Source organism: Bacteroidota bacterium (genome assembly GCA_016718825.1).
GTDB lineage: Bacteria > Bacteroidota > Bacteroidia > J057 > JADKCL01 > JADKCL01.
On record JADKCL010000065.1, the window covers coordinates 190,572 to 214,256 of the forward strand.

General features: G+C 50.2%; 21 protein-coding genes. 9 read left to right on the forward strand and 12 right to left on the reverse strand.

The genetic code is table 11. The features are described from left to right. Window positions 1–236 precede the first annotated feature (236 nt). From lipA to IPN95_29790, 4 genes are read right to left on the reverse strand one after another with little or no spacing between them, the layout of a single operon-like run. Window positions 237–1,112: a lipoyl synthase gene (lipA, locus tag IPN95_29775; protein MBK9453502.1), complete on the reverse strand. Its 876-nt coding sequence runs from the start codon at window positions 1,110–1,112 to the stop codon at window positions 237–239. A gap of 4 nt (window positions 1,113–1,116) precedes the next feature. Continuing rightward, the gene (locus IPN95_29780; GenBank protein MBK9453503.1) at window positions 1,117–1,839 is read right to left on the reverse strand and encodes a hypothetical protein; all 723 of its coding nucleotides are present in this window, start codon (window positions 1,837–1,839) and stop codon (window positions 1,117–1,119) included. A gap of 45 nt (window positions 1,840–1,884) precedes the next feature. Continuing rightward, window positions 1,885–2,385 (reverse strand): FKBP-type peptidyl-prolyl cis-trans isomerase, encoded by a 501-nt coding sequence (locus tag IPN95_29785; protein ID MBK9453504.1) that lies wholly within the window; start codon window positions 2,383–2,385, stop codon window positions 1,885–1,887. 4 nt (window positions 2,386–2,389) lie between these two features. Next, a complete protein-coding gene (locus IPN95_29790) occupies window positions 2,390–3,433 on the reverse strand; it encodes a bifunctional oligoribonuclease/PAP phosphatase NrnA (protein ID MBK9453505.1) in 1,044 nt (347 codons plus the stop codon). 210 nt (window positions 3,434–3,643) lie between these two features. Between IPN95_29790 and ndk the strand changes: the two genes are divergently transcribed. Next, window positions 3,644–4,063: a nucleoside-diphosphate kinase gene (gene ndk, locus IPN95_29795; protein MBK9453506.1), complete on the forward strand. Its 420-nt coding sequence runs from the start codon at window positions 3,644–3,646 to the stop codon at window positions 4,061–4,063. Window positions 4,064–4,502: 439 nt separating this feature from the next. Beyond that, the gene (locus IPN95_29800) at window positions 4,503–6,059 is read left to right on the forward strand and encodes a hypothetical protein (protein MBK9453507.1); all 1,557 of its coding nucleotides are present in this window, start codon (window positions 4,503–4,505) and stop codon (window positions 6,057–6,059) included. Between the two features lie 3 nt (window positions 6,060–6,062). Here the strand turns inward: IPN95_29800 and IPN95_29805 are convergent, their stop codons facing one another. Continuing rightward, window positions 6,063–6,374, reverse strand: a complete 312-nt coding sequence (locus IPN95_29805) for a hypothetical protein (protein MBK9453508.1) — start codon at window positions 6,372–6,374, stop codon at window positions 6,063–6,065. Between the two features lie 756 nt (window positions 6,375–7,130). Continuing rightward, the gene (locus tag IPN95_29810) at window positions 7,131–7,838 is read right to left on the reverse strand and encodes a 16S rRNA (uracil(1498)-N(3))-methyltransferase (protein MBK9453509.1); all 708 of its coding nucleotides are present in this window, start codon (window positions 7,836–7,838) and stop codon (window positions 7,131–7,133) included. Window positions 7,839–7,936: 98 nt separating this feature from the next. On the opposite strand from IPN95_29810, the gene pckA reads away from it, so the two are divergent. Further along, window positions 7,937–9,544, forward strand: a complete 1,608-nt coding sequence (gene pckA, locus IPN95_29815) for a phosphoenolpyruvate carboxykinase (ATP) (protein MBK9453510.1) — start codon at window positions 7,937–7,939, stop codon at window positions 9,542–9,544. A gap of 136 nt (window positions 9,545–9,680) precedes the next feature. Next, on the forward strand, window positions 9,681–10,154 hold the full coding sequence (locus IPN95_29820; GenBank protein ID MBK9453511.1) for a demethoxyubiquinone hydroxylase family protein: 474 nt from the start codon (window positions 9,681–9,683) through the stop codon (window positions 10,152–10,154). A 209-nt stretch (window positions 10,155–10,363) separates the two neighbouring features. On the opposite strand, the gene IPN95_29825 is transcribed toward IPN95_29820, so the two are convergent. The 4 genes from IPN95_29825 to IPN95_29840 form a co-directional block, all read right to left on the reverse strand. Further along, entirely contained in the window at window positions 10,364–11,509 is a 1,146-nt protein-coding gene (locus tag IPN95_29825; protein MBK9453512.1) for a glycosyltransferase family 4 protein, read from the reverse strand. Continuing rightward, window positions 11,510–13,759 carry a hypothetical protein gene (locus tag IPN95_29830; GenBank protein ID MBK9453513.1) on the reverse strand — a complete coding sequence of 750 codons (2,250 nt, stop codon included), beginning with the start codon at window positions 13,757–13,759 and terminating at the stop codon, window positions 11,510–11,512. Window positions 13,760–13,829: 70 nt separating this feature from the next. Continuing rightward, the gene (locus IPN95_29835; GenBank protein MBK9453514.1) at window positions 13,830–14,975 is read right to left on the reverse strand and encodes a hypothetical protein; all 1,146 of its coding nucleotides are present in this window, start codon (window positions 14,973–14,975) and stop codon (window positions 13,830–13,832) included. Continuing rightward, window positions 14,972–16,789, reverse strand: coding sequence for a T9SS type A sorting domain-containing protein (locus IPN95_29840; protein MBK9453515.1), 1,818 nt, complete (start codon window positions 16,787–16,789; stop codon window positions 14,972–14,974). Before IPN95_29840 ends, IPN95_29835 begins: the two co-directional genes overlap by 4 nt. Window positions 16,790–16,882: 93 nt before the next feature. Between IPN95_29840 and IPN95_29845 the strand changes: the two genes are divergently transcribed. After that, complete coding sequence (locus IPN95_29845; protein ID MBK9453516.1) at window positions 16,883–18,091, forward strand: sterol desaturase family protein; 1,209 nt, start codon at window positions 16,883–16,885, stop codon at window positions 18,089–18,091. A gap of 266 nt (window positions 18,092–18,357) precedes the next feature. After that, window positions 18,358–19,233 (forward strand): CHAD domain-containing protein, encoded by an 876-nt coding sequence (locus tag IPN95_29850; protein ID MBK9453517.1) that lies wholly within the window; start codon window positions 18,358–18,360, stop codon window positions 19,231–19,233. A gap of 134 nt (window positions 19,234–19,367) precedes the next feature. On the opposite strand, the gene IPN95_29855 is transcribed toward IPN95_29850, so the two are convergent. Continuing rightward, window positions 19,368–21,341 carry a peptidylprolyl isomerase gene (locus tag IPN95_29855; GenBank protein ID MBK9453518.1) on the reverse strand — a complete coding sequence of 658 codons (1,974 nt, stop codon included), beginning with the start codon at window positions 21,339–21,341 and terminating at the stop codon, window positions 19,368–19,370. Window positions 21,342–21,415: 74 nt separating this feature from the next. Continuing rightward, the gene (locus IPN95_29860) at window positions 21,416–22,075 is read right to left on the reverse strand and encodes a hypothetical protein (protein ID MBK9453519.1); all 660 of its coding nucleotides are present in this window, start codon (window positions 22,073–22,075) and stop codon (window positions 21,416–21,418) included. A 220-nt stretch (window positions 22,076–22,295) separates the two neighbouring features. Between IPN95_29860 and IPN95_29865 the strand changes: the two genes are divergently transcribed. From IPN95_29865 to IPN95_29875, 3 genes are all read left to right on the forward strand, one after another. Continuing rightward, window positions 22,296–22,985, forward strand: coding sequence for a hypothetical protein (locus IPN95_29865; GenBank protein MBK9453520.1), 690 nt, complete (start codon window positions 22,296–22,298; stop codon window positions 22,983–22,985). Window positions 22,986–23,098: 113 nt separating this feature from the next. Next, window positions 23,099–23,305: a hypothetical protein gene (locus IPN95_29870; GenBank protein MBK9453521.1), complete on the forward strand. Its 207-nt coding sequence runs from the start codon at window positions 23,099–23,101 to the stop codon at window positions 23,303–23,305. A gap of 18 nt (window positions 23,306–23,323) precedes the next feature. After that, window positions 23,324–23,617 carry a hypothetical protein gene (locus IPN95_29875; protein MBK9453522.1) on the forward strand — a complete coding sequence of 98 codons (294 nt, stop codon included), beginning with the start codon at window positions 23,324–23,326 and terminating at the stop codon, window positions 23,615–23,617. Window positions 23,618–23,685 lie beyond the last annotated feature (68 nt).

Consider the following 23,685-nt stretch of genomic DNA (forward strand, 5'->3'; position numbering starts at 1 on the left):
CATACAAACATTGGCTGGGATTTTTTGGCCCAACAGCCATTGTCCATGACCTGAAGTACACAGCTAAGGTAGTGGATGCGCCCTATTTTTCCAATTGTTTGAAATGGATTCGATTACATAGTAGCGATCTTGCGATCGCATCATTATCCACTTCAATTGATGAAAATCAATGAAAATGCTGCTCCCGCTGTTGCGCAGTTGGTGCAAGAGATGACTCAAAAAAAAACAGATTTGACTCAGATGTGACGTTCGGCATGGTAGCTCGAACGCACCAATGGACCGCTTTCAACAAATTTGAATCCCATCTCGATTCCCTTTTCGCGGTAATGAGAAAATAAGTCTGGATGGATGAATTCCTGAACCGGAAGGTGCATTTTGGTCGGTTGAAGGTATTGCCCGATCGTCAAGACATCGCAACCGTGGTTCACGAGGTCTTGCATGATTTCATACATTTCCTCAACCGATTCGCCCAAGCCAACCATCACACCCGATTTTGTCCGAATTCCAGCAGCTTTTGTTCGCTGAATCTGCTCCAAGCTCCGCTCGTACTTCGCTTGTGGACGCACCTTGCGGTACAGCCGCTTCACGGTTTCCATGTTGTGAGAAATGATCTCCGGCGCAACATCCAACATGAGCTGCAAAGCCTCCCAATTGCCTTTTACGTCTGGAATCAAGGTCTCAAGCGTGGTGCCTGGGCTCAATCGCCGCACTTCTTTCACCGTTTCGGCCCAAATCTGCATTCCACGGTCGTTCAACTCATCGCGATTGACAGAGGTGATCACAGCATGTTTGACCCCCATGAGTTTGATCGCTTCCGCAACCCGTAGGGGTTCGTCCAAATCGAGCTCGGTAGGACGACCTGTAGCCACCGCACAAAATCCACAGGAGCGGGTACAAACATTGCCCAAAATCATAAAAGTCGCCGTTCCAGCGCCCCAGCATTCGCCCATGTTGGGGCAACGCGCACTTTCGCAGACGGTATGGAGCTTGTGCTCGTCGATGATGCCACGCACATCGGTGAAAGTTTTTCCATACGGAAGTTTTACCCTGAGCCAGTCAGGACGTTTTCCGTTGCCAGGCATGTTTTGGCTGATGACAGGTAGCTCAATCATTTGATTACCAAGTGTTTCCAATCAATAGTTCAATGGATCCGCCGATAAATCCCTGCCGATTGGCCGTAAAACCAAACATTGGCAGCTTTTTCGCGAAAATGTCGGCAAACATCCCCAATTCGATGCTGCGAATATAAGCCGTTCCAGATGAAAAATCCACCGAGGTGGCGGCCTTGATCCGCGCTCCCGGGATCATGAAAATTTCATTCATCCCCAAAAAGTAGTCGCCTACACCATATATATTGGAGTAGTTGTATTTGGTGTGGTCATATTTGTGGATCTCCTTGAAGGCTTGATTGCCGTTGAAGGGCACGGCTACCTCCAAATAATACGGTTTCATCAGTGCAAGAAGTGGCCCTGCAGAGAAATGGCCCTTCAGACCAATGCGATTAAAGACGCCCTTGGAAATCAACTTCCTTGAGACCCCAAACATCGGCGCCAAGACGTAGCAATAGTTCAGTTTGTCATAGACATAGTCCTTCCCACCTTGATCCTTGTAGGCACTTTCGATCTTCAGTTCCTTCGGATTCTTGTAGGAACTCAATGACAACCCGATCGAATAATCCCATTCGCCCCGCAAAACAAGGTATTGCACATCAAAGCCTATCCCAAAAGAATGGGCCATCACACCGAATGCCAATCCTGCGGAGGCAGGTTTGACCTCAGGTTGCGCCCAAGTAAGAAGGGGAACCAACAAAAGCAATGTGAGAAGCAGCCGCTGTCGCATGGTTAAAAATAAGGATTCTATGATTCTGATTCAAGCATGGTGCACTCAAAAGCTGCCTACGAGGTCAATGTGAAATGTCAAACGTGCATTCGCTGGAATTTTGGGGGGCAACTTGACATCTTTCCCGTTGGCATCCTTGCCATCACCGTATCCGAGTGCGGGTGGAATGGTCACGATCGCCTTGGTACCCAACCGAAGCTTTCTTGCAGCAGATTCGATTCCAGGGATAACTTTTCCCGAACCAATTGTAAAATCGAGCGGGGTGCCTCGGGTGTAGGAGTCATCAAAAACGGTTCCATCATCCAAAATTCCTTGATAATGCATGGAAACATGTTCGCCATTCTGCGGAATATCGCCGGTTCCAGCTTTTACCACGTAGATCCCGATGCCATCCGGGTAAATTTTGATTTTCGAACTGTCTAGAACCACATAGGGCTCAAATGTGCCGTTCTGTGCATCCATCGGATGTTTTCCGCTTTTGCCGCAACCCGCCACAAGCATCGTGAAAATCGCGCAACCCAACAGGCTGAAAAGTAAACGGTACATATTTCTAGTATTTGAGCGCATCCTTGTATTGCTCCAACAACTTCAAAAACTTCTCTTCTGTTGCCTCAATGTTCAAATCAACTTTTCCACCGGAGGCATTGTAATGTCCACCCCCGCCGAAATGAGCGGCAAATTCGTTACAGGCAAATTTGCCGATACTCCTGAAGCTGAGCTTGGTACCGCGGTCAGATGCCTTGAGGAGTACGCCGAAATTGATGCCTTTGAGACTCAAGCAATAGTTGACAAGTCCCTCTGTGTCGCCTGCGCCCAAATCAAAACGAGCACCTTCGGCGCGGGAAACGGCCATGTAGGCGGTATTGTATTCAGGGAGAACCTTCAGCTTCTTGTAAAGCATGAATCCCAGGAAACGGGTGCGCTTTTCGCTGAAGTTGTCATAAATAAGGTTGTGGATATGGCCGACATCGATGCCGGCTTGCAAAAGGTCGGCAGCAATCAGGTGCACCTCGGGGGTGGTCGTGGAGAATCGAAAGGATCCGGTATCGGTCATCAGCCCCACGTAGATGTTTTCGGCGACCGCTTTGTCGATCAAGGGAGCGGTTCCGAGCTGTAGCAACAGGCGATAAACCAACTCCGCTGTGGAGGAGAGTCCGGCCACGTGAAAGTTGTAATGCGCAAAATCTTCAGGATCAAGGTGGTGATCGATGAGGACAATCTCGGCAGTGGAACTGCGGATCATGGCTTCGAGCTCGCCAACGCGTCGGAGGGCGTTGTAATCGAGGCAGAATATCAAGTCTGCAGCAGTAAACAAAGCTGCGGCTTCGGCAGGTTTCGTGCTTGCATCGATCACTTCATTGGATCCGTCGAGCCAAGACAGGTATTGATCGTAGGCATTGGGTACAACAACGGTTGCCTCCTTGCCCATTTTTTTCAGCACTCTCCAAAGTGCGAGAGACGACCCCATGGCATCGCCATCAGGGTTGGGGTGCGTGGTGATCACGATGGAGCCACAATTTTGAAGCCTTTGCGACAGGCGTGCCACGGAGTCTGTGGTGTACAGAGCCAACCGTGAGCTGATTTCAGTCAACATATCCTGCAAAACTAACAATTTTTGAGGTAGGCAGGGAGAATAGTGATGCGCCTTCCCGAGGCTTGGGCAATTGGCAAAGTGGATGGATTTTGATGCGCTTCGGGGCATTTTTTGATGGAAAGCGGTTTTTGGCACATTTTAGACGAAAAAAGTTTGGAATAGGAAAACTTGTCAGACTAATTTTGCCGCTCACAAAATTGAGAAGCAACAATGAGCGGAAAACTCACATTTACCATCATCAAGCCCGACGCAGTTCGCAACGGGCATGCAGGCAAAATCATTGATCAAATCATCGAAGGCGGCTTCAAAGTGCGCGCCATGAAGATGGTTTGGTTGAGCGACAAGACCGCAGGTGACTTCTATGACATTCACCGTGAGCGGTCATTCTTCAAAGAGTTGGTCGATTTCATGACGAGCGGACCTTGTATTCCGATGATTTTGGAGAAAGACAATGCAGTTGAGGACTTTCGCACCCTGATCGGAGCGACGAATCCTGCAAATGCTGCTCCCGGAACCATCCGTAACCGATTTGCCAAGTCGATTGATGCAAATGCCATCCATGGATCCGACAGCGACGAAAACGCGCTGCGTGAAGGTAGTTTCTTCTTTGCGTCAATGGAGACGTTCTGAGGCATAATTTCTTGATTGTCAATGAAAAACGGGCGGCTTTTCAACCGCCCGTTTTCTTTGGTGGTGAATGTGCAAAAACACCCAAGCCGCGGAAATGGGGGAGGAACCCCTCCAATTCGATCTCATGTAGACCCCGACGAAGCGGAAAAGCGGGACCTTGCCAGTAAGTGGACTTTTTTAGAAGGGTTGGTCGGGCTGCAGTGACGGAAGAATTGTAAGGAAACCCTTCGTTTTTTTGACGAATGGAGCCTTTTATTCATTCAAGCGACCAAATTGTCTGTCCAAAAGAAACGAATTTCCACCATCCAATCGTTCCATCCTTGCACATCCTTAGAAAGATAGCGACGAAAAATTCCGTTTTAATGTCGTTTTTTACCCCAAGAATCCTTAAATTGAGCCGATTTTAGGAATATTTGGGTATTGGAAATCGGATTTTTGGATGAGAAGCACAGACTATTTGTTTCGGCTGATCAAGGCTTTGAGCAAAGGGGATCGTCGGAATTTCAAACTATATGCCGGTCTGCAGGATGGAGACAAACAGTACATTCGTTTATTTGATGCGATCGACAAGCAATCGGAATACGATGAACCCAAGCTCCTGAAACAATTTGAGGGTGAGAAGTTTACGAATCAGTTTTCCGTTGCGAAAAACTACCTGTACAACTACATTCTCAAGACGCTTCATATTTTCCGCAAGGATCCGAAGACGGAATTGAATGCGTTGCTGCATCAGGTGCAAATCTTGATGGGCAAGAACCTGCTGGAACAGGCGCAGAAGCATTTGCGCAAAGCCAAGCATATGGCGGAGCGGCAGGAGCGATTCCCCGAGATGCTGTTCATTTTGGAAACCGAACGCTCGCTCATGCAGAAACGCGAGCAGTCCAAGGAGTTTGAAGCATTTATCGATGCAATCCAGCAAGAAGAGGAACAAACTGTTGCGAAAATCGCCAATTATCAGGCCTATACGCATTTTTATGACCAGATTCACCGGTTTATCAAGCGTTCCATTGCCGCGAGAGATCCTGAATTGAAGTCAAAGGTTGGGCTTATCCTTGCCAATCCGCTGATGGTCGATGCCGAAAAAGCCTTGTCGATCAGGGCCAAGCTCCGGCGTTACGATGTCCTCGTGGATGCCCACCGTTTGCGGGGCGAGTTGCCGCAAATGCTTGAAAATCTGAAGCTCTCCGTTGCGACATACGATGCGCATCCGGAGATTCGCACGGAAAAGGCGCTTTCCTACATCAATGCTGTCAGCAATCTTGGTGTGGTAAACTATATGGTTGGCGACAAAGAGAGCTCATTGGCCGCTTTGGCAAAATTGCGCGCCATTCCTGTCGCTTCGGAAGAGGAGGAAATCCACGTTTTTGAGAAGTACTTTCACTTCAAACTTGGCTTGTGCATTGAAATTGGCGATATTCCGGAGGCAAGGTCTGTGATTGCAGACTTCGAATTGGAATTTCCCGGCAGGGAAGGTACGATCATGAAAGCCGTAGAATTGAGCATCTTCTACATGATCGGGTACTTTTACCTTTATATAGGTGAACCTGAAAAGGGGCTGGAATCCATCCATCGTGTACTCAATGAGCCGCGCACAGAGTTGCGCACGGATATCCAAGCGATGGCGCGCATTGTGCACCTCGTGCTGCACTACCACCTCGGAAATTTTGAATTTCTCGAGTACGAGGTGAAATCAGTGGCACGTTTTCTCTCTAACCGCGACCGGTTGTTTGTTTTGGAGCGCACAATTCTGAAGTATGTGCGCAGCTTGGCAATGCTCGGTCCCAATGAAAATCGCCAGGGTTTGCTACGTGACTTCAAGAAGGAAGTCGAAAAGGTGGTAGAGGATCCTTTTGAGCGTCAAGGTCTTAAGCTGTTTGATCCACTTGTTTGGATTGACGCACAGCTCAATGGGAAAACGATGTGGCAAATAGAGCATGGAGATGCCGTGCACGCCGCAGGAGGGGAAAATGGGGCGAACATCCGTCCGCCCCGATAGTCCTCAGATTCCAGCACCTTCCAACACAACTTCCAGCAACCCACCGTCAAAGTGGAGTTTGTAGAAAACGTTAGGAGTGATCTCGTCGATGCGAATCCTGCGATCCCCGTAGTATTCCCATGCCTTCTCAAAGGTTAGGTTCCAATAGGGTGCGGCATATTCCTCCAAGAGGATTTTTTCCAGGTCATAGTTGAGGGTCATTTGCACCGTGCGCACTGAAGCCGAAATCTCGATTGGCTCGACAGTGGTATGTGTGACAGGCATGGATGGACCATGCAGCAGCATGGCTGCGACTAGCAAGATAGAATTCAACATAAAATTTAATCGTTTTAATTCAACAAATCCCGCTGCTAATTTCCTAAGGTATTTTGATGTCCCTAGCCTGTCTATCAACAAGTCATTTTTGAATCGTCAAGTAACTTGTACACGAAAATGTGTTGTTTTTTATCTTAAATACTTGATAAATAGTTATATGTAAATGTATTTTGGTTGGGGATGGGTAGTCGTTGGTGCAAATATCCTTTGGTTTCTGCGATTGATTGCCATGGTTTGTCTTGCTAATAATGGGGAATTTGTTGCATTTCTGAGGGCGCTCTGCGGGGTAATTGCTGCCACTGTTGAAAACATGGGGAAATCCTTACGTCAAAATGCAGGGAAAATTTCGGAAAATCTCTCTTTATCGCTGTAAAATGATGTTTGATTTCGGTCAATAGTTGCAGCCTTCTTGGGGTTTGGAGCCCTGCGATCGACGAGCGAAAAGCCAGAAGTAAAAATTAGCAAAGGCGGATCGGCAGTTTTGATCAAATTCTGACCCTTGGCAAATGATTCGTTTATCGTTTGAACAAGTGTCTAGAAACGCAAATCCCGCCAACTCTGCGGGATTTGCAACCAACTAAACCAAACTATGGAAATACTCTTTGTTCTTTTTAATGGTACCAGGCCGATGTCACAAGCCCAGAACGGTACAATTCTACGAAGCGGTAAACAATTTCGGGTAAGGTTTCGATGAATATTCCAACCACCCCTTCCAATTCGTTCAATCCTTCGACGAAACAAAAATAATCAAAATCGTTAATACAAAGCGAAATTTTTGACCAAGCCAAGAAGATGAATGGCAGCGGTTTCCGATCTCAGCCGATTTTTGCCCAAGGAGACGCCCAGAAAGCCCTTTGAAAGCGCATCATCGAGTTCTTCCTGCGAAAAATCACCTTCGGGACCGATCAAAATAACCACCGATTTTGCCGCCTCCCAATTGCATCCAAGAGTCTGCAACGGTTTCCCCAAATCGGCGTGTGCGATCAGTTTGATGTCCCCTTTCACGGCCAGAATGGTTTTCTTCAAGGATTCGGATTCATGGATGGTCGGTAATTTGGACCGCATGCATTGCTTGAGTGCAGCGATCATGATCCTTTCCATCCGGTCCTTTCTGATCCCCGTTTTGACGGTATGCTTGCCGACATAGGGGTAAATGTCCGTAACGCCGAGTTCGACAGATTTTTCCATCAGCCATTCAAACCGATCGGGTTTGTGGAGCGGAGAAATGAGCAAGGCGATCTGTTGTTCTTTTTCACCCCAGCCCGTATGGCGCTCCACGATCCTCATTTCCAAACTGTCTTTTCCCAGCGCGGTGATACGACAAACCAACATGTGCCCCTGACCATCAATGGCTACGATGTCTTCGCCGACCTTTTTGCGCATCACCTTGATACAATGATGGGCTTCTTCGCCGGATAGATGGGCAATGTCGCCTGCCAAACGTTCTACATAAAATGGGGTCATGGAACCTGATTTTGGACAAATTTATTTCATTAACGTACCAAACTTCCTAACTTTGCCGCTAAATTCAAATTAATATTCTAAGACTCAATTGATTGCTTATGAATGAGTTTGGTGTTAAGTCTAAGGTTTTTGGTCTTGTAGAAACCGGAGTTCAAAATACCGCCACCGTTTATTGGAACCTGCCGGTCGCAGAGTTGGTGGAGCAAACCCTCAAAAGGGGCGAAGGTGTTTTGGCCGACAACGGCTCCCTTTGCGTACGTACCGGTGAGTTCACCGGCCGCTCGCCTAAAGACAAATTCGCAGTGAAAGATGCCGATACCGAAGATGTCGTTTGGTGGGGCGAAGTGAACAACCCGTTTTCGCGCGAAAATTTCCTCAAACTGAAGAGCAAAGTGGTCAATCACTTGGCCACGCGTGAATTGTGGGTGCGCGATTGCTACGCAGGTGCCGATACCAACCATCGTATCGGTGTACGCGTTGTCAATGAGTTTCCTTGGCAAAGCGTTTTTGTCAACAACCTCTTCATCCGCCCATCCGCAGCTGAACTTGAGGTGTTTACGCCTGATTGGACCATCTTCTGTGCGCCGAGCTTCAAAGCCGATCCAGCAGTCGACGGTACCCGTCAGCACAATTTCACCATCATTGATTTCTCTGAGCGCACCATCTTGATCGGTGGCAGCGCCTACACGGGCGAAATCAAGAAGGGCATCTTCACTGTCATGAACTATTTGTTGCCGTTGAAGGGATTCCTCTCCATGCACTGCTCCGCCAACATTGGTAAAGACGGTGACACAGCGGTATTCTTCGGCCTTTCCGGAACAGGCAAGACCACGTTGAGCTCCGATCCAAACCGTAACCTCATCGGCGACGACGAGCACGGTTGGACCAACGACGGCGTGTTCAACTTCGAAGGTGGTTGCTACGCAAAATGCGTGGACCTTTCCCAAGAGAAAGAGCCACAAATCTGGGAGGCAGTGAAATTTGGTTCCCTCGTCGAAAACACAAATTTCCATCCCGGAACCCGCACGATCAATTTCGAGGACATTTCCGTCACCGAAAATACCCGTGTGGCTTATCCACTGTACTACATCAACAACTCGGTCGAGCCGAGTGTCGGTGGCATTCCAAAGAACATCTTCTTCCTGACTGCAGATGCATTCGGGGTATTGCCTCCGATCTCCAAGCTGAACCCAGGGCAGGCCAAGTATCAGTTCATCTCTGGCTACACCGCCAAAGTCGCTGGTACAGAGGCCGGTGTGAAGGAGCCACAGGCAACTTTCTCCCCTTGCTACGGTCAGGCATTTTTGCCTTTGCACCCGACCAAGTATGCCAAGTTGCTCGGCGAATTGCTCACCAAGCACAAAGTCAACGTTTGGTTGATCAACACAGGTTGGTCAGGCGGCCCTTACGGCGTAGGATCAAGGATGCAACTTCCTTTCACCCGCGCCATGATCACGGCTGCACTGGAAGGCAAGCTGGACAACGCCACCTACGTTCAGGATCCGCTTTTCGGATTCTCGATCCCGACCGCAGTTCCAGGTGTGCCGACTGACGTCTTGATCCCACGCAACACTTGGGTCGACAAAGCTGCTTATGATGCCAAGGCCAACGAACTTGCCACCAAGTTCAACGCCAACTTCCACAAGTACAGCGAGTTTGCCGATCCCGAAATGGCTGCCGCCGCTCCCAAGGTAATGCAAGGTTGAGGTGACTGCATAAAATCAAAACCGCTTCTCTTCCCGGGAGGCGGTTTTTTTTCGTCCAAACTTCTTCAAGATTCCAAGGTTATTCTAATGTGCTTCTGTGCGGAATCGTAAAATTCCATAATTTAGCACTCGCGTTATGGCCATTGATCTTAAAAAGCGTACGGAATTTTTCATCAAGGACCTCCATGCCCGCGAGTCAATGCGGTTGGGGTGGTACCGGCAATGGGGCGTGGAGGAAGAGCAATTGCAATACCTGCGCGAACGCAAAGCCAAACACGCCGCCTTTTTGAAGGATTTGCTCCGTCGTCGGGGAATCAATCCCGCATGGTATGCCAGACCATTCTACATTGCAGGCAACATCTTCGGCTTCTTTTCTGCATTTTTTCCCGAAAAGTGGGTCGCCAAGATTGAGCGCACCTTGGAATGGTGGATTTTGATGCGCTACCGCGAGTATTTCAAGAAAATGCACCTCGATCTCAACCTCCGGTCGATGATTGAAGCCATGCAGCTCAAGCGCATGGGGCACAATGAACCTGGTCCCGATGTGATGCGCCTTCTCGAAGAGATCATTCTCGAAGAGGAAAATAAGCAATTGGGAATGGGGAATTGAACGACGTGAATGGGGACTGGAGAACTGCGAAGCACGTCAAAGACCTTTGAAAATAGACAACGCTGAGTACATCACGAAGACCGACCCCCAAACAACTGCACTGAGTACATGATCGAAGCGAATAGGGAAACCCTCGTTAACTCAAAAATATTTCAAGTCTAGGCACAACGCCCACGGAACCCACAAGCCGTCCATAGACTTTTCACTTTTCACTTATCACTTTTCACTTGATCGTACCAACCTTCCAATGTCGCGGCTGCGTCGACGGGGTTATGTTGGCTACGAATGTGCGCGAGGGCAGCCTGACTTTTGGGCAAGATTTGTTGCGGGTCGTTGAAAATTCCTTCAAATGTCTCCACAAGCCTTTCTTCCAGGTGCTTGGAAAATGATTTGCGTTGCATTTCCGTGGCAAGAAGCGCATTTCCCCAGCTGTCTTTTTCTGTCGGGATGAGCCATCCGGTTGCAGGGCCATTGATTTCAGGCAATGCGCGAATATCGGTACTGACTACAGGACAGCCGCTCGCCATCGCCTCGAGCACCGAATAGCCATACGTGTCTGCCCAAGTCGGCAACAAACCGATGTCTGCCTTGCGCAGCAGCTCAAGGACATTTCGGTTGGGAAGGTGCTTGTGCAACGTGATGGCTTGAGGATACCGGCCAACGATCGCCAGAGCCGCATCAAGGTCTGCTTGAGTCGTTTGGCTTGCATAATCGCCAAAATTCATCGCCGAAACGATATCCAGATAAAGCGGGAATCCCTTTGAAAGCAAATGGTTCGCCATCTGAAGCGTCTCCATTCCTCCCTTTCGGAAGAAGTCGGCGCCCACAAACACGAGTTTCAACTTTCCGGATTTCTGGCGTTCATTTTCTTTGGACAGCAAATCTTGATCGCTGATCAGCGCCGCTTGCGGGGGATGCAAGACACTTACTTTTGCCATGATCGCCTCAGAAAACTGAGGATAATCCGCCAGAAATTGGGATTGAATGCTACGGGTACACGCTGAGAGGGCGATGAGCCGCTTGCAGGGAACGGAAGCCATCTTTTCCAATCCCCATTCGATGCGGCCTGCGCCGTAGGCGGCCCATCTTGGCAAATAGGTTTCAAACGTACTCAACCAGGGTTTTTTGCCAAGACTGATGCCATTGAATAAATGGAGCAGATCGTAATTGGCCAGTCCTCCATCCCAATGAAGGTAGGGCCATGTCGGATGCATCTTCCCTTTGAGCTTGAAATAGAGATAGTTTGGCCCGCGGTAGAGGTTGCGACAACGTACGACACGGTATTGCCGAAAAGGCAAATGGGTGATGTTCCGCTCGTTGGCATAGCCGCCGTGGTTGGTGCCTACGATGCGCATTTAGCCCTTCGCGTTCACAAAGTCACGGAGGTACTTGCATTCCTTGATCAGGTCTTTGCCTACCTGCGTCTTGCGATAGGCGCTTTTCAAGAGCTCCAGACCTGAAATGTAGTCGACATAGGGACCGTCAGGATTCATGTAGAGCTCATTCTGCTCGCATTTTGCGATCATGAAGGCCGCCAAGGCGGCTGTTTCCTTGTCCTTGCTTGCGGCAAGAGCCTTCCTGAAGTGATCCTTGGCCAAGCCCATGTCCACGACCTCGTCAAACGTCTCTACACTGAAGGTATACCATTCGCTGCGCTCTCCCAAGGAGTACCAACTGCTACCACTGCGGTAAAAATCTTTGGCATTCCAAGCTGCGCCAAAATAGGTGGTATTGTAGTAGGCATTGCCAATCAGCAGGTTGTATTCGGCTGCTTTGTTTGGTTCGGAGATGGCCTTCTTTTGCAAATCAAGGAGCGCCTCTGCGAATGTAAGTTTGTTGTATTTCCCTGCTCCGCATTCTTCGCAGTTGATGATGTCTCTCGTCACCAAACGAAACGGATCCGCATCCAGCTGAAACGACTCGCTTGAACTGCGGTAGCCTTCGGAAATTTGCTGGAAAACCTTGATTGCCTCAGGGAGCAAGTTCCGTGCAAGCAGGCCGGTCCCTTTGATGTGCAACAATTCATCCTTGTGGTCGCCGTCGCCCAATCGCTTCAGTAACTCCTTTTCATACAGGGTTTTATCTTCCTTGGCATTGAAGGCAATCATTTCATTGACGAGATCAAGGTTGATGGGCGTGTCGTAGAGATGGTACCCGCGGCCACGGGCAAGCAGGGCCTTTGCGTTTTCATCCTGCGCTTCATACAGCCATCCAAATGCTTCGTCCCTGAAACGGCGAAGTTGTTCGACCTTGGTTTCAGACAATTTTGGGCTGAGGTTGGTGAAGTCTTTGAGAATCGTGTTCTCTACCGACCGATCAATGGCCTTCGTATCGGCAATCCGGAAGACCAAATCCATCAATTTTGCCTTCAATTGGCCTTCAGCAGAGAGGCTCGTTTGTTTTGCGGCCAATTCGCTGCTCGCCTTGGCGATGTCACCTTTGAGAAAGTGCAAATAAGTATGGGCGAGTTGCCAAACGTTGCGGTCATGCATCTTACCGGATGCGAGCACTCCGGCCACAAAGTCCTGCAAGTCAGCGGCAGCATTTTCTGATCCGAGCCGTTTGCTGAAGTTCATTTCACCAGCAAATGGAAATCCTAATAGGTTTTCTTCCAGCTTGTTGACCTCCCGAAGCAGCAACACTTCGATCATTTTTGTGCCAGGATCGAGCTCCTGCATCTGTTTCATATCTTCCAAGGGATCAGCCATAGAGGCGTAGCCACGCAGGAAAAATACCGTCGCCATTTCATGGTTGTTTTTGCATTTGGCTTGAACGGACTCCCAGATTTCGTCGCTCAAAATGCGCCAGCCATACCAAGCTTGAATACGGCGGGATGGGCAGCTTTCAAATACCCGGCTAAAATTGTAGGCTGCCTCGGCTTCCATTTCGGTGGCGCGCAGGCAGCCGGCATAATGGCATGTGGTCCAAGCACTGATCAACGGATCCGCAGAAAGATGCGGTATGGCCAATTGCCGGTAGGTTTCGATGGCCATTTCGGGGGTGCCGGCATATTGCTCCAAACGCACAGCCTGATAAGCGTAACGGAGTTTCAGAAACGGATCGTTAACGGATTTATAGCCTTTTTTGGCCAATTCAATGACTTGCTCAATGCCTTCGACCTGCCGGTCTTCCTCGCCCCAGGGATCGACGTACGTACAAAATGGTTCGGCCTTGTGGGCCAAAATCAGGTAGTCGAGCACTTCAAGGCGTCGACCTGCTTTCCATTCGGCAACCAAAGTGTTGGGCATCAACTCATTTGCGGTTTTTCCTGATGGATTGGATTGAATTGCCGAAAGTTGGTCGGCATTCACGCCGTAAACGAGTTTTTGTAAATCCGCCTTTTTGATCGAAGTTCCAAGGAACCGCTGCCACTCGGCCAAATTTGCCGTAGCACTTGTGCTGTCCTCGAGCAATTCGTAGTCATAAAGCCGGTCAAAGGTGAAGTGAAAGGGCTTGAAATCCTTCAGCTCCGCATATTCGGGCTCATAAAACCGGTAGAAATCGTATTCCCAGTCCTCCGACCACGCACAGGCAAACGACTTCGAAAATGGTGCAAGCAATGTGCTCACCAACAACAATCCAAGAATTCTGGCATTCCAATTCATAGGCGCAAACTTACACAAGGGAAGAGTGAAAAGTGAGAAGTGAAGACTGAAAAGTCTTTTAAGGCGGATTTTATTCGAAGGCGGTGAAGGTACTGTCTAGATTTGCCTTTGAATAATGCGAAAGCGTCAGCGAATCGAGGTGGTAAAGCATCACGCTTCGCGTTTCTGCCTTCATTTTGCCAGCCAGCAAGCTTGCGGCCTCCAAAAGCGATGTTGAAGACACGTCTTCCATCCGAATTTCATCGCCTGCGTAGAGATATTGGCCGGCAAAGTAGTGGTTTGTATCAATTCGGACCTTGTTGGCAGCGGTTTCGGTGATCCAAACAATGTCCTTGACGGATTCCATACGCAGGTTGTTGAGCAATCGGATGGGTTGACCTCTTCGAATCAGCACGCCCCAAGCAAAAATGGGCAAGGCTACATCCAAAGGCATGGAATATTCCGTTGCATTGTCAAGATACTGCGCGCCTTGGGCGATGTTCAGGATCGAATTGTCCTCATTGGGATTGTCGAGGTCGCCCATGTTGTAAAACATCAACGCTCCACGGTCCACAGGAGGGATGCCCGTCTGTTTGGGGTACTTCAATTGATGAAGGCGAATCGTAGCCGAAAGTTGGATATCGGCGCTGTCCAAACGTTGTTGGAGCCGTTTCAGCAAACTGAAATAAGCTTCTTTCGAATTTTGGGACCAGTCGCAGTCGATCTGGATTTCCTTCGGAGCAGGCAATTCTTTTGGATGCAGCTTGAAAATCAGCCGGTGAATTTTGTCTGCCAAGGCAGGGCAGTCTTTTTGGTCGACCTTTTGGAGCGTGCGGTTGGTGATGAAAATCGTCGGAATGACCTCCATTTCCGGCATTTCGGCGAATTCAACCTTGGCTTGTGGCATGGCTTCGGAGGATTCAGGCAGGAAATCAACGTCGAAGTACTTGATATACAGCTTTGTTACGCCGAGATCTTGGAGGCGCTGCTTTTCAAACGGAGTAGGGGCGAATCGGGTTTTCCAATGGTAAAAGGAGCGGCTGACTTTGTTGTTGTTGCTGCACGCGCTCACAAGCGAAATCGTCAAATCGAAAGCTCGCCACGAAGGCACGAAGACACCAAGTTGAATGCTGAAATCCCGCCACCAAGGCACCCAAGACACCAAGTTTTCCTTTGTGTCTTGGTGCCTTGGTGGCAAAACTCCGCAAAGTTTCTGATCAATAGAAATCGCATTCAATGCGAAATTACCAGCTTTTGGCTGAAAACGCGGCCATTTTCTGTTTGCCAGCGCACAAAGTAGATGCCGGATGGGAATTCACTGAGTTCCCAAAGCTTTGACCTTTCCGGTGTCAGGTCACCTTCAAACATGAGCTTTCCCAAACCGTCGATGAGGCTGAAGCTGACCGGCTCCAAGCTTTTATTGATGAAAACCACCTCCGCCGACGCGGGATTCGGGATTGCCTGAAAATACAAGGCCCGATCATCCTCCAGCCCAGTGGCCGCCAAAAGATGAATCGAATCACAGCGCTGAATCGGTCCGCAGGTATCAATGCTGACCGTCAGGCAAACCAAATAGTCCCCCGGCCCGGGGAAGGTATGCTGCGGATCGAGCAGACTATCGGTCGTCCCATCTCCAAAATCCCATTCGAAGGTACTCCCTTGCTCCACAGTCCCATCAAAATCAAGCGTATAGGTTCCGGAGTAGGACCAGACAAACCCGGGCAAAGGATGCACTTCGACAAAAACCGCATTCGAATAATTCAAACAACCCGCACTGTCCGTCGCTTGGACAAAAAAGGTATCGGTCTGCAAAACCGGTCTAATCTGATTCGAATCGCCATCGCTCCAAAGGTAGTGGGTAAAACCAGCACCAGCGTCCAGCCAAATCGTATCGCCCGGGCAAGATTCCTGCAACAAATTGACGTTCAAATCATAGAGAAATTCGCCGCAACCCGCCGGATTGAGCCGCGCGAGATACGTTTGCGTTCCCAAAGGCACAAACGACGACGAATAACCCACAAATAGGTAGTCGCCATTTCCTGCCTGCTCAAAATAGCGCGGCAATTCGTCTCCAGGATGCCCCACACGGTGCATTCGGAGGATATTTCCCAAGCTGTCGATCCGAATCAGGGCGATGTCATGGCCGGCGACGGGTCCGTAGGCATGGTCGATGGAGCTTGTAAAGCTGTAGCCGCCAAAGCGGTCCGCGATGATGCCACGCGCAGTGCGCGATTCAAAGCCGATTCCTGGATATTCCCTGCTCCACAGGCGATTCCCGTTGCTGTCCAGACAAAAAATGTAGTTGTTGTAGTCGCCGTGGTTGATCCAACCGATCACCCAAATTCTGCCTGCCGCATCCACCATTGGGATCGGACCGCCCGTGTCATAGGATTCTGAAATGTTGCGCGTCCAAACAGTGTCGCCGTTCACATCGATTTTGGACACATATATATAGGTGTTGAGGTTGCCGGTCGTGGTGGTAAGAATACTTCCGCCATCTGTCGTCAATGCCGCCTGCGTACCACCCTCAAAACCAGCACTCCCATAGGTTTTGCGCCAAATTTGATTTCCCAAGGAATCAATGCGCACCACGAGCATGTCATAGCTATTTGCACTTGTATAACCGGTGAGCAAAAAGGTGGAATCCGGCTGCGGGAAAACAGAATATGTGCCTTCAGTATGCAGGGAATCAGGATAAATGCGCAACCAAAGGGAATCGCCCCGATGATCAAATTTCATCGCAACCAAGTCCCGATTGGCATACCGCGTCACGCCTGAGGCCAGAAATCCGCCATCGAAGGTTTCCGTCACGGAACAAAAATCGTACGGAATCCGCAATTCGCGCGTCCAAACCGTGTCGCCATTGGCATCCAACCGCATCAACCAGGAATGAATGCCGCTCGTGGCCATCACGACCATGCCGCCATCGCGGGTATTGCGCACCTCGCAGCCGTCGTCATACGGCCCGCCCCAGTTTTTTTCCCATACCAGCTGTGCTTGCACCGCGGTCGCAAGCAGAAGGCCAAGGATAAGGAGCAATACCGATTTCATCGACCATGAAGATAAGGAGGTTTTGGAAAATTTGAACCCGCCAATTTGGATGAACGCTGGCTTTGGAAATTCCGTTTTTTAACTTCGCAGACAATGGCTTCCTCGATGCTGCGACGACTTTGGGACTACGAAATCACCCCGCAGGTGGCACTCAAGCAGCGCTGGGTTCCCGCTTGGGCCATCGTGACCATGGTGGGCTATGTGTTGCTCGAAGTCGTTTTGTTGGCGCCGGCGACGGTGATCGGCCTTTCCACCTATTTTGAGCTTAGCGAAAAGGGATTTGCCGAACCGACATCTTACTCCTTGACCATCCAGATTTTTCCTTGGCTTTTTATCAGCTTGATGGTGCTGAATGTGGCGTTTAGAATATTTTTTGGCCTCGAAGGGTATTTTTTCAACCGCAGAAAAGGCCTCGACCAAGGTCAATTCTGGCGAAATCTCCTGTTGTACAATCCGGCGTCGGTGATGACGTTGGGCTTTCATTTTTTGATTGCGTCCTTGGTCGGATTGATCTTGATGGCCTTCGGATACAGCTTTGCGGATGGCTTGGCATTCATTTTGGCAACCGGCGCGAATCTCAGGGAATGGATCGGTGCACATATTCCAACGCTGATTGCACTACCCGAAAAATGGATGGCAGGCTTGGCTGCTGTGCTGATCGGGAGCTTGATCGGCTATTTTGACCATTGGATCAGCCACAAAAACAGGTTTCTCTGGCATGTGGTGCATGGTCCGCATCATTTGCCCGACACGTTGCACCCTCTCGGGGCGCCTTTGGCCTATTCCTTCGAATTGTTTTTCATTCCCCTTCGCATTGTTTCCTGGACCGTGCTTACAAAACTCGTTTACGCCGAACCGATGCTGCTGGAAACGGCCTTGTTTGCCATGGCGAATTACTTTTTGGAGATATTCAACCATTCCACGGTGCATTATAAAATCGTGGCCAAGAGCAAGATTTTGCGCTTTTTTACACGTTTGGGTGGCGGGCAAGGCGCTTATCACTATTTGCATCATTCCAGTGCGGAAAACCACCAAATGGTCAACTTCGGCCCAGGGATTTGGATGCTATGGGATCGGATTTTCGGGACGTTTGAAGAACCACCGACCGAGACACCTTCAGTCGGTTGGACGGGAAATCCAGACATTCATCACAATCCGTTGCGCGTCGTTTTTGGCGGTCCGGCCAGGATTTGGTATGAATTGCGTCACAACGCTGGTTTGCGCGTGAAGCTCAAAATCTTGTTGGGCTCTGTGTATTGGAATCCGCCTCAAACCATCGATTATTTGAAAAAGATTGGGTAGTGGATGAATGTCCCACCTGTAATGCAGAGCGGTGCCCCCGGTCATGCAGAGCTGCTCCCCTTGGTCATGCAGAGCTGCTCCCCTTGGTCATGCAGAGCGAAGCGAAGCATCTGCAAGCAGGGTAGCAAGCAACGGTGGACAGTATCGGGTGTATCCGCACCGAAGACGCTTCGCTTCGCTCTGCGTGACAATAGGACTCTGAGTGACCATACCGATCCGAGTAACAAGGACACTTCCAAGGGCACAAAAAATCTTACCTTTGCAACATGATTCCATCCGAAAACACGCTTCGCAACGCGATTTTGACGCTGTTTGAGACCAACAGGGACCTCGTGATGGCCAAAATCAAGGTGAAACGCGGGCCCGATCAGGAGGATGCCATCCATGATTTACGCGTCGCAACGAAGAAAATCCGAACCGTTTTCAGGTTGGTGGAATTTATTGCGCCCGATCAATTCAAGACAAAAAAGCAGATTGCGGGCTTGAGAACGCTGTTTCGCGCTGCCGGTGTGCTACGCGAATTGCAGGTCGATGAAGGTGTCTTATGGCTGTTTGAGGACCTGCATTGTGCCTTTTACCGGCAATTGTCCAAGCAACTTGCCGCCGAGCGCAAGTCCGCACAGCCCCTGTATGAAGCTGAACGCAAGGTGTTTGACGGTGAATGCCTGCGCAAGCCTGGAAAAAAACTGATTCGTATCCTGGATCAAATTCCGGAGGAGGATTTGCTGGCCAAGACCCTGGAATTGGTGAAGATTCGGCTCGCACAAATGCACGAAGTGATGCCGAGAACTTACGACCCGGAACGCGTGCACAAAGCAAGAATTTACCTGAAGGAGGCCATGTATTTGATCGGGTTGGTCACGCAATCCGGCTACGCGGACGAATTGCAATCTGGATTGTTGGACGGAGCAAAGGCAGCTGCCGAGGTGGCCGGAGACTGGCATGACCGTGAAGTTTTCTACGAATGGCTCCAAATCCAGCTGCGTCCAGGCGCAGCTTTGATGGGAAAAGAGGCTGATTATCGCCTGCTGATGCAAGACTTGCACGTGCAGACGCGGAATCAAGTCGTCGGATTCAGAAAGGCCTTGGCTGGTTTGCACAAGTTGCACGCGGCCGCAACAGAGGTGGAATCGGCTGAATAGGCGGTTTCCTCGTTTTCAGGCAATATTGCAGGTAGCAGAAGTAGCGTCTTGGCGGATACAAACAGCAAAGGCGGCGCTACCCAAAACAAGTAGTGAGCGCCGCCTTCGCTAAAAACCTTGAGCTTAACCTCAATCTACAACCCCGGGAGCGTGATTTTGTCGATCCGGTCACCGATTTCCAATTGATCCACGAATTCCATCCCTGCAACGACGGATGCAAAAATGGTATAGCGGCCATCGAGATGCGGAATGTCGTTGTGGGTGATGAACCATTGACAGCTTTCGGTGTCCTTGCCTGCAGAGGCCATTCCGACTTGGCCACGCGAATAATGCAAAGCCGGCCATTCGGAGCGAATGGTTTCCGGCGAACTGCCCCAACCGTCGCCGCGCGGGCAACCGCCTTGCGCCACAAATGCCGGCACGATGCGGTGAAAAAACTTCCCGTTGTAAAAGCCTTGTTGCACCAATTTGACAAAGTTGGCGACCGAGCCGGGGGTGTCTTCGACTTTCAGTTGAATCACAATTTTGCCCTTGTTGGTGTAGATTTCAGCCGCTTGTGCCGTAGGAATACGCTTCACCAAGTCCCAATCAATCGCGAACTCATGCTCCAGTTTTGTGGGTTTGAATTCCTTTTTCTGAATGGCCGCGATGGCCTTTTCGACGGCGTTGTAGGCCTCGATGTCGGCCGGAAGCCGCAATACACGCAACGCGGAATCGAGGAACAAGACATCCTTGATTTGGGATTGCACAGCCTTCGCAGCTGGATTTTCTGCAGCGAGATGCTCGGCAGTCATCGCGATCAATCCGGGGTCGCCGGTGCGCATCAGTTGCTGCACTTGGTTGATCCATAGCTTGTTGTCTCGGCCCAGGTTGTTGTCGTGGTAGGCCACCAAGGCCTCTGTGGCATACGTCGAGACGACCTTTTCCAATTTCAGCGCGGTGGCAAGCAGCCGTTCGTGTTGCTCGGGGATCCGGCCCAAAACGAGCAGGATGGCGCCTTTTTCGTAGGCTTGGGCATTGTTGTAGAGCGAATCGGCGTAAGCGACAAGTTTGGCCGTGCCGGCAGCATTGCCTTGCCCAACAGCGTCGGCCATGGCCGCCGAAAGCAGGATCGCCCTTGGGCGCCAAGCCTTTACTTGGCGACAGGTCGTCAGCGTCGTTTCAAAATTCTGCTTGACATTGTCGCGGATATGCTCCGCAGCCGTGACTGCAACTTGCTGATTGGGATCGAGGACTGCCTTCATGGCCTCCTCCGCGATCGGATGCACGCTTCCGGCTGCGCGGATGGCATTGACACGGGTGGCCGTGGATTGTCGTGCATCGAGGATAATGGATCGGAGCTCTTGCCTGCATTCGGGTGCGTTGCAGCGGCGCAATGCTTTGACGAGGTGTTGCTTGACTTCGTCATCGACACTTTGGTGGAAGCGTTCGATCAGCAGGACCGGATTTTGGATCGGCCCGGATTCGGGGACGCGACCGAGGAATGCTGCGGCATGGAGCTGCGCTGTTGGAAAATCGGGAGACAGGCATTCCATCGCAAAAACCGCAGCGCTGTCCGGGACAATTTTACGCAGGCCTGCGCGGTAGAGCATGTGCATGAGCGCCGTGCGCTGTGCAGCTGTCGGCGGAAGTGCACGAGCTTCCTTGAATATCCCCTGAATTTGCGATTTGGAGCTGGTTTTCCCGAGCGCTTCTGCAATTCGGACCTGATTCGCATCCTTCTTTTCCGCCTTGAATTTTGCCCAAAGTCCGTCTGCCAAGCTCGAATCCCCGATTTGTCCGATTGCCCAAGCTGCTGCTTGTGAGATTTCTCCAGACGGGTCGTCCAGCAATCCGAGGAGGGCTTTGCCAGCGTTGGTGTCTTGCACCGAACCCATCACTTGTGCTGCCGCGAGGCGGTATCGGGGAGATTCATGGCTCAGAAAGGGGAGGAGGGAATCCCCCAAACGGCGATCGGCAAGGTCATAAATGCGGACCATAACCGGATCGTCAAACTTGTTGAGCGGCAATGGCGGCGAGGTCACCGTAGCCGTTTCATTCGATTTGGAACAACCGACTGCCAAAACAAGCAATCCGAGGAGAAAAACGGGGTGAATGCGGAATTTCATAGAAGGCAATTTAGCTAGAAATTTGCGAAGACACGAAGACACAAAGCCACAATTGTGCTGATGCGAATGAGTGGTTAGGAATTGCTTCCCAGCAGGACGGACCAGTTCAACCAGCCTTTGACCATGGCCAAATCGAGGAAGTCGGGCTGTCCAGTTGCTTCGATCGTGAGGAAATACCGCTCATTGACGCCGATAAAAACCCAAGACAGGTGCTTGCGGCTGTTATGACTCGACCAAGAGAAGAAATCCTTGACATTCGAAGGCTCAAAACCAGCTACTTTTCGTTTTTCGTCCTTCACACCGCTGATTTCGACCCCGGAAGCAAGGTTGAAACGCTGAAGGTTGACGCGGAAAAAGTCCGGATTCTCCCAATAGTCGCCCAAAGTGAGTTCGATATAGTCTTCCTTGGAATTGTAGAAGACTTTGTTGGCTTCGGTGAATGAAAACAACGGCGCCTTGAAGCGATTGGACTCCCGGAATTCCAATTTGTAGCCGGGAATTGTGTCCGTGAGCACAGCCAAAAGGGTTTTGTGGTCAGCCAATGCGGTGTCAGTCCCTTCTGCGCGTGCCAAAACATGTGCTTCGAAGGCTGCAAGGGATTTTCCTCCCGTGGTATCCGGGAAAGCCAAGACGCCATCGTCCGGTGATTGGACAGATGTGTTGTTGCCGCCGCAACCGACCATCCAAGCGAGGGCCATTCCCGCCAACATTCGCCAGAGCAAACCTTGTTTCATCCACTGCATAATGCAAACATACCATCTCCCCCTAACTGCCGCAACGGGAGCAATCCACATTCGATCCTGCTTTGGCCAATCCACGCAACGTATCCAAGACGAGGTCTCCGGAGTTCAGGAATCGGAATGGTCACCAATCCAATGGAAATGGCTATCTTGCTGTGTCTTCGACCGAAATTTGGACAGGATCTCTCCCTTATGAAACGTAAAAGGAGCAGGAATGGCTGTTGAAACAAGAATTCTGAATTGTAACATCGAACAGCAGCTTCCTACCGCGGCTGAATTGAAGCTATTGCCTCGTGACATCGAGTTGATTGTAGTTTTTGGTTCCGACATCGCGCACCTTCGAAAGTGGTTTGGAGAACAATGGATCGCCGCGCTCAAAGACTTCAAGGTCGGAATTCATGTCTCGGAACCCAAAATCCGGATTCAGCGGCTGATTTCAGATGCAGAGATTCTTCCAAACGGTCACTTTTTAGCCCAATGCGCCATTGATTTTCATTTTTTGGCGACTGATTTGATGTCTTTGCTCGGGCAGCATTTGAAAATTGACGTACTGGCAGGTAACCTATTTAGTCAATTGCATCGTGTGAACCGCAACGGTCAAGTTGGTGAATGGCGGTACAATATCCATGGATTTCATTGCAGTTTCTTTCATAGGAAAACCGAACAAGTGGTGGAGGCCTCCATCGTCAGTGGGCAGGAGTTCGGAGCTTTGGATCCTTATTTTTTTACACAGTACATCGAATCCACGGCTGCCTATCGACCACTTCCGTTGGTGATTTTTCAAGATTATGACGACGGCCTTCGCATCATGACGAAGCTCTTGGAAATGGGCCTGCTGCGGGAGGTGGATTCTGAATGGCCTGGAAGAAAAGAAATTGTGTCGTTGCATCGGGGACTGAATTGATTCGGCCGTCGAATGCCAGGGATCGATTCGTGGCAATGTCATCGGCAGAATATGATATCCGTCAGGAATGAACGCCAGGAAATGCTTAACTTTCCATCCAAATTCTTGTCCTTATGAACGCTAAAACAATTGCTTTTCTACTTCTGACCATCAGCTTCTTCGCCACAGGCTGCAAACCCAAAGAGGTTTCGAGTCAGCCGACCAATGGCTCCACTGATGTCGTTACCAAACCACAGCCTGAGGTCAATCCTGCCGATAAACCCGTGGACAAACCTGCCGACCAATCTCCTGCCTGCGCCATCATCAACCAGGTCCGGTGAAATACACGGATATGCTGTTTGGCTTGGAATCGAAAAATAGAAGGCGACTGCATCAACCTGAACTACGAATACACCGGCGGATGCAAAGACCACGCGATCGACTTGTATTGGACGGGCAACTGGGCCGAAACCGTTCCGCCTGTCACCAAAATCTACATTTCACACAATGCTTTCGGCGACGAATGCAAAATGATGGTTTCCGCAAAAAAGGCATTCGACTTGAAGCCGCTGCGGTATCAAGGCCTGAACGAAGTCAAGATCGATTTGATCGCACAAGGTGCCAAACCGATGTCGGTGATTTATAAGTATTGACTATCTCCGAATGTGCTGTGTCAGAGCATTCATTCGCCAGGAGCGCTAGACAATTTGTTGGCCGATTT